Origin of the sequence: Pseudorhodobacter turbinis, assembly GCF_005234135.1 — a bacterium.
Classification (GTDB): domain Bacteria; phylum Pseudomonadota; class Alphaproteobacteria; order Rhodobacterales; family Rhodobacteraceae; genus Pseudorhodobacter; species Pseudorhodobacter turbinis.
In genome coordinates, this window is record NZ_CP039964.1 from 1,224,816 (window position 1) to 1,238,306 (window position 13,491).

General features: G+C 57.6%; 7 protein-coding genes, 1 pseudogene and 1 other annotated feature. Of the genes and pseudogenes, 3 read left to right on the forward strand and 5 right to left on the reverse strand.

Annotation, left to right across the window (positions count from 1 at the left end; translation table 11 throughout):
* Positions 1 to 52: 52 nt before the first annotated feature.
* Together gyrB and EOK75_RS05855 are read left to right on the forward strand one after the other, a co-directional pair.
* Positions 53 to 2,506, forward strand: a complete 2,454-nt coding sequence (gene gyrB, locus EOK75_RS05850; protein ID WP_137193023.1) for a DNA topoisomerase (ATP-hydrolyzing) subunit B — start codon at positions 53 to 55, stop codon at positions 2,504 to 2,506.
* A 710-nt stretch (positions 2,507 to 3,216) separates the two neighbouring features.
* Positions 3,217 to 4,451, forward strand: a protein-coding gene (locus EOK75_RS05855) for an IS3 family transposase (protein WP_137192325.1) whose coding sequence is annotated in 2 segments (ribosomal slippage) — positions 3,217 to 3,511 and positions 3,511 to 4,451 — 1,236 coding nt in all. Because the reading frame shifts where the segments join, the coding sequence is not laid out codon by codon here.
* Positions 3,504 to 3,620: a sequence feature (AL1L pseudoknot), on the forward strand. It overlaps the preceding gene by 117 nt.
* Here the strand turns inward: EOK75_RS05855 and EOK75_RS05860 are convergent.
* Positions 4,387 to 5,817, reverse strand: a complete 1,431-nt coding sequence (locus EOK75_RS05860; RefSeq protein ID WP_137193024.1) for a hypothetical protein — start codon at positions 5,815 to 5,817, stop codon at positions 4,387 to 4,389. The genes EOK75_RS05855 and EOK75_RS05860 overlap by 65 nt on opposite strands.
* A gap of 124 nt (positions 5,818 to 5,941) precedes the next feature.
* Here EOK75_RS05860 and EOK75_RS05865 point away from each other — a divergent pair.
* Positions 5,942 to 6,625, forward strand: a pseudogene (locus EOK75_RS05865) (IS3 family transposase); the annotation flags it as partial.
* Between the two features lie 257 nt (positions 6,626 to 6,882).
* On the opposite strand, the gene EOK75_RS05870 reads toward EOK75_RS05865, so the two are convergent.
* The 4 genes from EOK75_RS05870 to EOK75_RS05885 form a co-directional block, all read right to left on the reverse strand.
* The gene (locus EOK75_RS05870; RefSeq protein ID WP_137193025.1) at positions 6,883 to 7,998 is read right to left on the reverse strand and encodes an SH3 domain-containing protein; all 1,116 of its coding nucleotides are present in this window, start codon (positions 7,996 to 7,998) and stop codon (positions 6,883 to 6,885) included.
* A gap of 71 nt (positions 7,999 to 8,069) precedes the next feature.
* A complete protein-coding gene (locus tag EOK75_RS05875) occupies positions 8,070 to 8,495 on the reverse strand; it encodes a hypothetical protein (protein ID WP_137193026.1) in 426 nt (141 codons plus the stop codon).
* A gap of 109 nt (positions 8,496 to 8,604) precedes the next feature.
* A complete protein-coding gene (locus EOK75_RS05880) occupies positions 8,605 to 9,087 on the reverse strand; it encodes a hypothetical protein (protein WP_137193027.1) in 483 nt (160 codons plus the stop codon).
* Positions 9,088 to 9,253: 166 nt separating this feature from the next.
* Positions 9,254 to 13,444: a peptidoglycan-binding domain-containing protein gene (locus tag EOK75_RS05885; protein ID WP_137193028.1), complete on the reverse strand. Its 4,191-nt coding sequence runs from the start codon at positions 13,442 to 13,444 to the stop codon at positions 9,254 to 9,256.
* Positions 13,445 to 13,491: the final 47 nt, after the last annotated feature.

Here is a 13,491-nt window from a genome sequence, read left to right on the forward strand (position 1 = left end):
CAATCCGGGACAAAACCCCTATAAAAAGGGTTAGATTTCAAGGAAAGTCCGCATGACTGAAGAAGCCAACAAGCCCGCAGAATACGGCGCTGATTCCATCAAAGTTCTCAAGGGGTTAGAGGCTGTTCGTAAGCGCCCCGGAATGTATATCGGTGATACCGACGACGGCTCTGGCCTGCACCACATGGTCTATGAGGTGGTCGATAACGGAATTGACGAGGCACTTGCAGGTCACGCAACCGCCGTCACCGTCAAAATCCACGCCGACAACTCCGTTTCTGTGCGCGATAACGGGCGCGGAATTCCGGTGGATATCCACAAGGAAGAGGGCGTTTCCGCCGCCGAGGTTATCATGACCCAGCTGCATGCGGGCGGTAAGTTCAACAACACCGATGATCATGGCAATGCCTATAAGGTCTCCGGCGGTCTGCACGGGGTTGGCGTTTCGGTCGTGAACGCCCTGTCCGATTGGCTGGAGCTGCGCGTCTGGCGCAATGACAAGGAGTATTACGCGCGGTTTGAAGACGGCGAATGCGTTGAACACGTGCGTGAGGTTGGCCCCGCCCCCGGCGAAAAGGGTACCGAAGTACGCTTTATGGCCTCGGCCAAGACCAACCGGCCGGATGGCACCTTCTCAGACCTCGAATACAACTTCAAGACGCTGGAAAACCGGCTGCGCGAACTGGCCTTCCTCAACTCTGGTGCGCGGATCATCGTGATCGATGAGCGCCCCGCCGAGCCGCTGAAAACTGAACTTTTCTACGAAGGTGGCGTGCGCGAATACGTCAAATACCTTGACCGCTCCAAAACCTCGATCCTGCCGGAGCCGATCTATATCATCGGTGAACGCAATGGCATCGTGGTGGAAATCGCGATGTGGTGGAATGACAGCTATCATGAAAACGTTCTGCCCTTCACCAACAACATCCCACAGCGCGACGGCGGCACCCACCTTGCGGGCCTGCGTGGCGCGTTGACGCGCACGATCAACAACTACGCGCAATCCACCGGGATCGCGAAGAGGGAAAAGATCGACTTCACCGGTGATGATGCCCGCGAAGGGCTGACTTGTGTGTTGTCTGTCAAAGCGCCAGACCCGAAATTTTCGAGCCAAACCAAAGACAAGCTGGTTTCATCCGAGGTGCGTCCGGCGGTTGAGGGCATGGTCAACGAAAAGCTGTCTGAATGGTTTGAGGAAAATCCGGCCCTTGCAAAAATCATCGTTGGCAAAATCATCGAGGCCGCCTTCGCCCGCGAAGCTGCGCGCAAGGCCCGCGATCTAACGCGCCGTAAGTCGCCCTTGGACATTTCCAACCTGCCCGGCAAGCTGGCCGATTGTCAGGAAAAAGACGCCTCCAAGGCCGAATTGTTCCTGGTGGAGGGTGACTCTGCTGGTGGGTCGGCCAAGCAAGGGCGTAGCCGTAAGAATCAGGCTGTTTTGCCCTTGAAGGGTAAGATCCTCAACGTGGAACGTGCGCGGTTTGACCGGATGCTGTCCAGTCAGGAAATTGGCACGCTGATCACTGCGATGGGCACCGGCATTGGTCGGGATGAGTTCAATCTGGCAAAACTTCGCTACCACAAGATCATCATCATGACCGATGCTGACGTGGATGGCGCGCATATCCGTACGCTTTTGCTGACCTTCTTCTTCCGCCAGATGCCGCAGTTGATCGAGGCGGGGCACCTCTATATCGCCCAGCCGCCGCTTTACAAAGTGGCGCGCGGCAAGTCCGAGGTTTACCTGAAAGACCAAGCCTCGCTGGATGATTATTTGATCCACCAAGGCATTGACAGTGCTATTTTACGCATGTCCTCGGGCGAGGAACTGGCCGGTGCAGACCTTGTTCGCGTAATTGAGGGTGCCCGTCAGTTTCGCCGAATTTTGGAAGCCTTTCCAACGCATTACCCCCGAAACATCCTCGAACAAGCCGCCCTTGCCGGTGCGTTTGATGCAGGCAATGCCGATGCTGACCTGCAGGCCGTGGCGGATAATGTCGCCAAACGCCTGGACGCTGTCGCCACCGAATATGAGCGTGGCTGGCAAGGCCGCATCACCCAAGATCACGGCATCCGTCTTGCCCGTGTGCTGCGCGGCGTAGAGGAAATCCGGACTTTGGACGGTGCGGTTCTACGCTCTGGCGAGGCGAGGCGTCTGTCACAGGTTTCTACCCCACACCGCGATGTCTATGCCGGCAACGAAAGCAACCTTGTCCGCAAGGATCGCAACACATCCATTCACGGCCCGATCGACTTGCTCAAAGCAATTCTGGCCGAGGGCGAAAAGGGCCTCTCCCTACAGCGCTACAAAGGCTTGGGAGAGATGAACCCCGAGCAGCTTTGGGAAACCACGTTGGACCCCGAAGCGCGGACGCTGCTACAGGTGAAGGTCGAAGATCTGGCGGATGCCGATGATATCTTCACCAAGCTGATGGGCGATGTTGTGGAGCCCCGCCGCGAGTTCATTCAGCAAAATGCGCTTAGCGTCGAAAATCTCGATTTTTAAGCCAGTGTAGGGAAGCACATAAAATTGCGCGGCGCGTATAACCTTGCGCGTCGCGGATAGAGTATTTTTATCTAAAAACTCATATAATCAATAACTTACAGTGTGATCCCCAAGACACCCGACTTGAGGAGTGCGCAAAAATTCCCCGATTCCCTCTCAAACTCCAGAGAAAATTCAGGTTAGCCTTCGGTCAACCTTTGGCTATTGCCCATGAAAGCAGGCGCATGGTCCATGGACGCATCCTCCACAAATAGGCTTTTAGTTTCAATATCATATTTCTCAAAAGCACTCACGAAGGCGGTTTCGGTGTGAGATCTGCGTCTTGCCGATTTCACTTTTACAAGCGCCAGACGAGGCGGAAAACAGCCGTTCGCAGTAGGATGCGTGTAGGATCGTTCCTGGCTTATAGCACAACGCTCAATCGCTGGTGGCGGACAATTCAAACGATTGTAGGAAAACGATCTGCACCGCTACCGCACCAAGTCGACGGGGGAGGGGTCGAGAAGGCGATCTCCGAACCATTCGCGCACTGCTCGTCTTAGACGCACCTTGCCGAGATCGTCGAGGATCGAGGAGGGAAGCGGAACTTTAGTGTCCAGAAGCGCACGGGCTGGATGGTCTGGCTCGAGAAGGTCAAGGACCCCGTACGCTGCTTCAATGTGAACCGCCCCGGGTTTACCGGAGAGTAAAACTCTCCAAGGATAACCCTTATGACACAACGCAAACATATCCCGTCTTATACGGCTGAGTTCCGCGCGCGCGGCGTTCGGCTTTTCAATGAACAACGCTCGGAATATCGCAGTGACAATGCTGCTTATCAGGCAATTGCACCCAAGCTGGGCTGTGCTCCTGATAGCCTGCGGGGATGGTGCCGTCAGTCTGAACGCGATGCTGGTGCCCGCAACGGTCCCACCTGTGAGGAGAAGGCCCGGATCAAAGAGCTTGAGCGTGAGGTTCGGGAACTGCGCCAAGCAAATGAGATTCTGAAGAAGGCTTCTGCGTATTTTGCTCAGGCGGAACTCGACCGCCCGTTCAGGAAATGATTTCATTCATTGAAGATTACCGCACGGACTTTGGTGTCGGGTCGATCTGCAAGATTTTGCGGGTCGCACCATCGTCCTACTATGCAAATTCGGCGATCAGACGAGATCCCCGGCTCGCCTCAAACAGGGCGCGCCAAGACGTAACGGACAGCGTGGAAATCCGGCGCGTTCACGATGAAAGTCGTGGCCGCTATGGCGCCAGAAAGGTCTGGCACCAACTGCGCCGTGAGAGCAAGGACATCGCCCGATGCACTGTCGAACGCTTGATGAAAGTTATGGGATTACAGGGCGTTGTTCGCGGCAAGCCAGTCATCACGACGAACCCCGATGCCTCTCAGCCGTGTCCGGACGATAAAGTGAACCGCGAATTCAAAGCACAATCCCCAAACCAGCTCTGGGTCAGTGACTTCACTTATGTTTCCACATGGCAGGGCATGGTTTACGTCGCATTTGTTGTCGACGTCTTCTCTCGAAGGATCGTCGGCTGGCGGGTCTCAACATCGATGACAACAGCCTTTGTGCTCGATGCCTTGAACCAGGCGATCTGTCAGCGCAGCCCTGAAAAAGGCGGCGGGTTGATACATCATTCCGACCGCGGATCTCAATATTTGTCCATTAAATACACTGAGCGATTGGCGGACGCTGGGATCGATCCATCTGTCGGAACCGTGGGAGATTCCTACGATAATGCCCTCGCTGAAAGCATCATTGGCCTGTTCAAAACTGAGGTTACAAAGTTGCTCGGCCCATGGAAATCAATGGGCCAGCTTGAATGGGAAACGCTGAAATGGGTCGATTGGTACAACACCAAGCGCCTGCACAGTGCCATCGGATATGTCACGCCGCATGAAGCAGAGGAGATGTTCTATGCAACCTTGAACCCAAATGAAAAAGCAGCCTAACATTCGAAACAAACGCTCTCCGGCAAACAAGGGGCGGTTCAATGTTTTTTGAATTGAGGGTCTCTGCACCGATAAGTACCAGTGCCCTGTGCTTGTTCGAGCTCGCGACGCGCTCGAGGGTTCGAATAACATCCGCGACTGGTACATGGTTGGCCAGAAGTACCGTTGCAGGGACGGCAAGAATTGGCGGTAGCGAGAGTAGAAGTTGCGTGGTGACCCGCGATGCTATCGCGGGTTCAACCAGATCGGCGGTTGCCAGCGCGTCGAGGCGAATCCATCGCGCCGCAGGGATGTGAACCATCTCCCAGATTCTGGCACGGATTTCGGGGCTGCAAGAGTGTGCGGCGACGGTGAGCGCAAACTGGCTGAGCTTTCGATCTGGCGTACGATCCGATAGGTCAAGGAGGTGCAGGCCGACGTCGTCATCCAGAGAGACATATTCTGCGAGGGCTTTAACGGCCTCCTGCGCGATCAAGTAGTATTCACGCTCATTGTCAAAGACATCGGCACCTGACCAGGTGTCTGCTGTTAGGCGGAGCAGCACCTTCTGATGTTCAGGATGGAGGCGATCTGAAAGGATAGAGACGAGCGCCCGGCGAACTCTGCTACCTGGGTCCTTCGCCATGGCAAGTATATGGTCCGGCAAAGGGTCGCTCAGAGTCGGGGCGAGTCCGATAAGTGCGGCACAGCGCGCTTCGGCGCGCTTGTGTTCCAACGCGACCTGCAAGAGCTCTTGGTATCCAGACGCTTGGGCGGTTTCCGTGGCTTTAAGCGCTGAAGCACTATCCTCCGTCTCCAACAGCCAGCGACGTATAGACTCGGTCGCGTCGCCACCACTCGCCAGAATGACTGGGACGACCGCTTCCAGCGCATCTATCGACAAATATCCAGCATTCGTTTGAAGATGCGAAAGTGCCTGAGACCGGACACCCTTCGCGGGACGGTTCTTATAGGCCAAGGCATCTGCGATCTCTCGGAGTTCCGGTGAAATGGCAAACGCGATCTTCTTAAATCGTGCTGTGCGTTTTTTAGATGTGACGTGCCCCCGCGCAGCCCAGACGTCAACAATCAGCATTAGCTGATCGGCAGGTTGGTCTTTCAGCGCCTCTATCGCGTCTATGAGGGTATGTGGAGCAACGCAGAGACCGCAGTACGCAAGCTCGGAGCGAAGGTCAGGATCAATTGGTTTGCAAAGTAACCGCGACAACAGTTCGGGCTCTAAGCTGGGTCGCCAGTTTTCTCGGGCGGCATACCAAGCTTTCCGCTCGCTGCGATTTCCATGAGCAAGCCGCAACAACGTGTCGAGTTCTTCTGCTGCGGGCGGCTCAGGCGATCTTGCCACATCATCTCCCCAAACGTTGATCATCTCGGCAACGCGGGGATGGTCAGCAATCCCCTGCCAGCGACCGTTCTGGCGATGCTCGCTCTGGACCTGTCGCGGTTTGATGCCGCTCCTTTGATAGCATTTATTGCAACAAAGGAGACTGACTATGGGACTGAAACGAACAGACGAATTTAGGCAAGATGCGGTGCGTATAGCGCTGACCAGCGGGCTTACACGCAAGCAAGTGGCTGATGATCTTGGTGTCGGTATGTCGACGCTGAACAAGTGGATTACAGCGCACCGAGACACGGGTGTGGTGTCGAAAGATGATTTGGGACTGGCTCAGGAGAATGACCGGCTTCGGCGTGAGAACCGCATCCTCAAGGAGGAGCGGGAAATCTTAAAAAAGGCCACGGTGTTCTTCGCGAGTCAAAAGCCGTGAGGTTTAGATTCATCGAAGAACACCAATTTGCATTTTCCATTGGACGGATGTGCCATGTCATGAATGTCAGCGCGCGCGGATTACGGGCGCTCGCCTAACCGCCCAGGCAGTCGCAGACAACGGTCTGATATGGTCACCTTGGCACATATCAAAGAACAATCCCGTCTCAGCCTTGGCAGCTATGGCAGGCCGCGCATGACTGAAGAACTGAAAGAGATAGGCTTGGATATTGGCCATCGTCGCGTGGGGCGTTTGATGCGCCAGAACAGTATATCTGTGGTCAGAACGCGCAAACATAAAGCCACGACGGACAGCAATCATAAGTTCAATATTGCGCCGAACTTGCTGGACCGTGAGTTCTCAGCGGACCAACCAAACCAGAAATGGGCTGGTGACATTACCTACGTAAGGCCCTTGGTGCCATGATATGCGATACTCAGAACTTCAAAAGCATTCGCCTCCAACCTATTGATGAGAAGCGTACCGCCGGTTGCGCCTTTGGGGACATCTTGGCTAAAACACCCTTTTCTCACGGAATTTAACCGCCTTCTCTAGCAGCGCATCGGCTTATTCCTCGTCACACTGGTTCAGTGCTTGCAGGCATATGCTTTGTCATGGACATGGACATGGCGCTGTTCTTCGTACAGCGCCGTGTCCTCGCCGTTCTATTCGACGTTGCAGCACCCGTAGAGCGTTTCCGATCCGCCGCCGTTGATCACGCGGGTCAGGGTCAGGGACATGGAGTAGCTGATGTCGGACATGCCATCGGAACAGGCCGTTTGATCAAGCGTGCCCGAATACCGCTGCGCGCCGAAGGTGTAGGGATAGCCGCCACCGATGGAAGGCGTGGTTTGGGTGAGCGAGGTGATCGGGTCCGCGCCGTTGACGAGCGAGGTATATTCCACCGTGCGGTCCTCTGCGATGGTCAGGGTCCAGAACGGCTCCGTCCCGCGACAGGTTAGACCCAGCGGAAAGCCGTTTACGGTCGTGTTGCCACCGCCTTCAGAGGCACGGGTGACGTAGCCCATGTGGACATAGCCGATCTGGCCGTTGAGCGTTATCTGTCCCCAATCCCCGGACGCCCGCCTGTTGAGGCTGACCACCGAATTAGGAGAGAGCCCGCCGAGCCGCGTGCCAGTTATGTTTGGCGCATCGCGGACCCAGAGCTTGTCGCCTGCTGCCACGCCCGTCACGGTAAACACCGCAGGCAGGGGGCCACCATCGGGGGCGATATACGGATCAACTCCGTCGCTCGGGGTGGACAGGGTGTTGGCCGCCGTCAGATAGGCCGTGCTGACCCAGCCCACATTGCCACCGAAACCGATCATCGCCCATGTTCCGCCCTCGGCCATCTGGATGACATGCACCAAGGTCTCGTTGCGCAGCGCGCCGATGGCAGCAAATTCCGTGCCCGCACCACCGCGTACCACCAGCCCGCCGTCAGGATCGTCTGCGGCAATGCCTGTCACGACATTGACACCGATCACCGCACGGGGCGGTGCGGAGGAGGCGAGATAGGCCGTTGAGACCCAGCCCAACTGGCCGCGATACTGGATCTGCGCCCATGTTTGCGCAAAGTTCCGACCCAGCACTTCGACCATCGTATGCTCCTCCAGATCGCCAATATCGGCGGAGGACGCACTCGGGCCTTGGCGGACGTTCAATGTGTCGCCGTCTGCAATGCCGACAACCTCCATCATCTCGGCAGAGGCCGCCGAGGCGGAGACGGTCAGGCTAAGGGCGAGAAGCGACATATGCGCGGCGGAGAAGAGACGGGACATGCGGGAAACCTCGAATTGAAAAGAATAGGCAAAAGCGCGACCCGCAGCAACGCGGGCCGCGCCCTGTCATGTTATTTGTAGCAGCTTGCCGCGATCTTCTCGGCGGGGACTTTCCCTTTGATCATCTCGATGATCTCGCCGGTTTTGCAAACCTGAACGTGTTTTGCCCCCTTGGCTTGTGCTTTACCCGTCGGTGACTCACCCTTGATCGGGTTGATTTTCATTGTTCCCGCCTTCTTCTCGATCATCTCGCCTTTGATCGGGTCGAGCTTCATGTATCCCTTCGCTCTGAGGGTTTGTACTTCGGCCTGCTCTTCCGGCGTACCCGGATCACCAAAGTGGATATAATCCCCACCGAGCGCTTCCGAGAGCCAGCAGCCGATCGCGTCCTTGTTCTCGGCATAGCACACGTCATAGGGGCGTGCCTGTGCAGACAGCGGCAGGATGAGGCCAAGCGTGGCTGCGGCGAGAAGGTTTTTTGTGATGAAAAGGGTCATAGTGTTGTCCTTATTGGAAATGGAGATAAAGCGTCGGTTTGGAATTTCGTTTGCGTGGGCACAACGCGAGGCCCGCGCATGTGATCAATCATGCGGATGATGACGGGGATCAGTCGGCGACGGCCCCGTCGTTGGTGAGTTTACCACGGCTGGTGTGCCCCTTGATCGACTGCGCCTTGTTCATGCGTGCGTCCATGCCATCGCCGTAAATGTGCAGGTCCAGCATGTAGGTGGTCTTGCCCACGGGGAATTTCACCGAGATGTCATTGACCATCTTACACGGAGCGCACCAGATATCGCCAAGCGCCTTCATGCCAGAGCCTACAAACTCTCCATCCTCACCGATGTGTTTGGCGACGGTTTTCAGAACAAAGGCCGGTCGATCCGCGCCTTTGAGGCCGTTGAGCATTTTGATCTCGCCACCGTTTAGTGAAAATGGCTTGATTGGCTGACTGCCGGGGTCTTTCTTAATGATAATATCGATGCCCGGAATGGGATCATTCCCGCCGATGGCCAGTGCGGGGGAAAGCCCCGCCATCATGCTCATCCCGAAGGCGGCTGCGCCAAGTAAAAATGTGCGTCTCAAAGTCATGATCCTATCCTTTTTTGTGTCAATGCCGAACCGTGGTGCCGGACCGCGTTCTGTCGCGCTTGCTCCGGATCTTGTTGGCCTGACTGTCATTCCTCATCACCGGAAATAATGCGATATCAGCCCCACGTTATTGGATAGCATGGGGCTTATGTTTTTTACTTCGTTGTTATTTAATGCAAATTCCGTTGATCTCGATTTTGCATTTCTCGGCGCTCTCCCCGTCTTTGACGGGGTCTGCCGGTTTGATCACCAAAGGAATACATTTGCCGTTGATCATCGGCAGGCCATTGGTGCAACCGCATTGCGTGGCAGAGACATTCTTGGCGTTTTTATGGTCGATACAAGCGCAGATGTCACCGCGTTCATAGGTCGAGCGCAAGTCACATTGCAGCGCGGGCCTGGGCGTAGGGGGTGGCGCTGGCGAAGGTGTGTCGGTTTTGACCTCGACGCAGCCCTTGCCTCTCACCAGTTCAAACCCTTTGACGCATTGGCAGGAGGTGGCACTGTTGGCGGTCATGTTGTCATAGCGACAGGCACAGCTTTCGCCCCGTTTCACCGTGCTGGCCGCATCGCAACGCAAGGGCGGCGCGGGCATGGCGGGAAGCTTGGCCGTGACACAAGAGCTCACGGCGTTGTCTTGCAGGGGCAAGCCGAGGGCCTCAAACAGCGCATCGTCAAAGTCGCGGCTGTCAGGCAGGCCAAGATCGCTACGCAGTTTGGACAGAGCGGTGTAGGTCTTTTGCCCCGGCTTGCCATCAACAGGCCCCGCGTTGAGGCCGCGATCATTCATGAGTTTCTGGATCAGGGCCACGCGCTCCGTGCGGTTAATCGGAACCCCGACCGCCGCGCAGTTCTGGAACGTGCCGCCTTTGCGCAGGGCGTTGACCGTCGTGCGCAGGTCGATATGGGTAGACGCGCCGGGCGCAAGGTTGAGCGCGGGATTGGAACACGACAGCGCCGCATTCACCACCGCGCCACAGGTCCAGCCATTGCCCGACACCACCTGCGCCGCCACCATCCCCGGTGCGCTGCTCGTATCGGTCAGCACCAGCGGCCCGAGATAGGCCCCGTCGCCCGTATTGGTAACACGCAGGCGGAAGCCGCAGTCATAGGTCTGGCTGATGCGATCGGGATCACAGCTTCCTGTTTGTTCCTTCACCATGGTCAATTCGGGACGCGGCACAGCGGGCACGGGGGACGGGAACGCGATGTCGGGTCGGGTTGATCCGATACTGCCCGTGCCGATGGCGGGGCCAACGGGCGTGTCGGGCGCGGCGGGGTCAGTTGTGCCCCATGCACCCGCCACGGTACTTATTGGGAAGGTGATCGGCGTGCAGACCTTTTCGTCCCCCACAGGCCCCGCAGGCGCGCGCAGGGAGAGCGACGGGATCGTCACCCAAGCGCAGTTTGTGATCGGTCCGCCGTTGAGGAGCTGTCCCGCAGGACCGGAGAAGGTCGCGGTATAGGGCTGTGTAATCGTGGCGCTGCCATTGGCTTGCAGATAGTTCAGGAGCATTCCGGTGGCGGTATTGAACCCTGCGGGCGTGCCTGATGGAGGGCCCCATCCGCCCGCGCCCATTGTATTGAACGGCATCAGCGAGGTCAGAGGTGTTTGCGGACCGCTGCCTCCCAATTCGTCATAGATGTAGAATTGATGGTTGGTCGCGGTGTCGAAGTTTTGGAAATGGATGCTGATCTCGCACTCTGCGGTCCAGATGCCATCGTCGCCCTGCGCCGCGGGGGCGCAGGCCTTGGTGATGTCGAGGTCGGGCTCAGGCGCGGGCGGCGGGGCGATCTCGAAACAATCACTGGCCAGCGGTTTGCCCTCTCCGACCGCTTTGCCCAGACCGATCGAGACGCAGTTCTTTGCGCCGAACATGTCCATCGCGCCGTTCATCATCAGATCAACGGTCAGAGTCGAATGGCCCGAGGCGGGGAATTGCGCGCCGTCGATGCTGCACTCCGGTGTCGTGCCTTGGCCCGCAGGCGCATAGGGCGGGGTGGAACAGATCCACGGATCGGCGGAGGTGATGTTCTGGATCGAGCCCGCGCCAGGGTTCTGCCCGAAAGACAGGTTTTCCGAGAGCCACAGCGGCCCCGTAAAAGGCGCGCCATTGGTCGCGACAGTGAGGGTGCATTGATAGGGCTGGAACCAGACCGAGGAACCGAATGTCTGACGCGGGCCGGCCTCCTTACACTGTTTCGAGACATCAAAGACGGTCTCAATGGGCGGCTCGTCAACCTCGATACAATCCGCCGCGCCGACGACCTGATCCCCGATCCGCACCTGCGCGCAGTTCTTGAACCCCTCGTCGCCAAAGGCGCTCGTCGGGATCGACAGATAGGCATCAATCCGGTGGCTCGGGTTGGCGTTAAAATCGGCGGCGGCAATCGTGCAGCTTGCGCCATTGGCATAGGGTGGCTGCTGGCAATCCCACCCGTTCGGCATGGCGGGGGTGCCTTGCATGTTCAGCATATATTGCGTCGCGGGATTGCCCGATGTGGTCGAGAACAGCTCGTCAAAGGTCAGCGGATCGGTGATCGGCGCGCCGCTGCTCTGGCTGATGTAGATCGTGCAGGCATAAAAGGCGTTTCCATCCTGCACCCCGCCCAGACGACAGCCCTTTTTCAAGGAAAATTCCGGCGGGGCTGTTGGCACGGGCAGGTCCAGAACCACGCAGTTGTCGGGTAGGCCCGCAATCGTGTCGGGCTGCGGCGCGTCCATGTCAGGGGCGGCGCTGCGCTGGCCCGGAGCGCTATGGAAGGAAGCGGGCAGAAGGTCGGTCATGGGACAGTTGAGCACTTGGCCTTCTGTCTGACTTGCGGCGAAATCGAAGCTGACGTTGATCGTCGACGCCCCGCCTGCGGCCAGCATATCGGACGCAGTGAGTTCACACACTCCGATCGATCCGGGGTTATTGACGCTCTGATCCACACAGGACCACGGCTCGGTCGAGGTGACATTCATCATCGTGCCCGTAATCGTCGTGGTCATGGGGGCCAAAGAGCTAAACATATCCGCTGCGAGAATATAGCTCCCTGTCGCAAGGTCCGTGCCCATGACCTCGATCTGACAATTCATCGTCATCGGACCCGATGTGACCGTCTCGAGAGGGTCGCAGGTCTTCTCGATGGAGCTGCGCGGAATCCATTCTGCGTTCACACAGGTGCCCGCGACAGGGGTGACCGCGCCCGTCCCGTCGTCATAGCTGCCCTCGACGCAGTTCTGCATCGGGTAGGTGTCCTGCAACTCGGTGCTGGTGACAAAGGTCGTAAAGTCGAGCATGTCTGTGCCGCTCATATCAAAATCCGCCCCGTCGATGCTGCAACTCCCCCCCGTCGTGCAGTCGAAATCGCCCGAAGCGGAACTGGCAGAGATCATTTCGCTCGCGGTGGTCGAATTCGGGGTGTAGAGGTCCGTGACGATCAACGTGCCCGCAAAAGGCGCGCTCGGTATGGTGACATCCACAGAACATTCCCACATCTGCCCGACTTGGCCGTTGTGCTGGGCCGAGGTCGCGGGCGTGCAGGATTTGGTGAGAGAGATATCGCTGGCCTCCAATGTGGGGATTGGTGGCGTCCATCCGGGAACGCATTGTTCCACGGGCACAAATTCGGCATAGACGTCATCCATCGCGACGCCCGAATAGCTAAACGCACTCAAAGCATAGGTTTTGCCCGCCTCGACGTTCATCCGTATGGCCTTTTCATGCCAGCGCCCGTCTGGCGTCAGTGTGAACACTTCGTTAACGAACGCGTCCCCACGTGCAATTCTAGGGTCCATGTGCGGCGGATTCGGGTTGGCTTGTATCTCCTGAAGATCTAACGGCGACATTTCATGAATTTCAAACCTCACCCAATTCGAGATCTGCCAGACGGGCACCGATGGCGGCGCTGCGCGGGCAATATCCGCCCCGAATTTGATACAGCCGTCTTGAGGCATCTCGACCCGTTGGCCAAACTGCCGCCAGTAGACCGTCTGCCAGCTGTCATTGCTCACCCAACGAAGATACTGTCCGTCAGGCCCATTGGACGCATCCTCTTGCGGCAGGGCCTGAAGCAAAACATCTCCACCATTGACCCCCGGTTCGGCAACGCTGGTGGCACCGCCCACGCCATCAACGCGCACCAATGACCCCTGCAACGTGAACGGGCCAGCGCCGCTTCCCATCGAATAGGTCGTGAGCCATGGGGCTGGAAAAACCAGAATATTGTCCCCGTAATTGGGCACGACGGGCGACTCGAAGTCACCATTGACGATCAGGTTCTGCGCCACCGCCAATGTGGGCGCCCCGCCGCTCATCGCCAGTGTCATCAAAATACAGCGCAAGGAGGCAGTCGCAAAACGTCGGGCCATGGGAGTTCCTATCGTAAAAAAACGGACCCCCAGTGCGCGGGGCTAAG

Excerpts from the sequence above, each read along its gene's own strand:
- EOK75_RS05870 (WP_137193025.1), bottom strand. The coding sequence starts at position 7,998 with ATGTCCCGTCTCTTCTCCGCCGCGCATATGTCGCTTCTCGCCCTTAGC.
- EOK75_RS05880 (WP_137193027.1), bottom strand. The coding sequence starts at position 9,087 with ATGACTTTGAGACGCACATTTTTACTTGGCGCAGCCGCCTTCGGGATG.
- gyrB (WP_137193023.1), top strand. The coding sequence starts at position 53 with ATGACTGAAGAAGCCAACAAGCCCGCAGAATACGGCGCTGATTCCATC.
- EOK75_RS05875 (WP_137193026.1), bottom strand. The coding sequence starts at position 8,495 with ATGACCCTTTTCATCACAAAAAACCTTCTCGCCGCAGCCACGCTTGGC.
- EOK75_RS05860 (WP_137193024.1), bottom strand. The coding sequence starts at position 5,817 with ATGATCAACGTTTGGGGAGATGATGTGGCAAGATCGCCTGAGCCGCCC.
- EOK75_RS05885 (WP_137193028.1), bottom strand. The coding sequence starts at position 13,444 with ATGGCCCGACGTTTTGCGACTGCCTCCTTGCGCTGTATTTTGATGACA.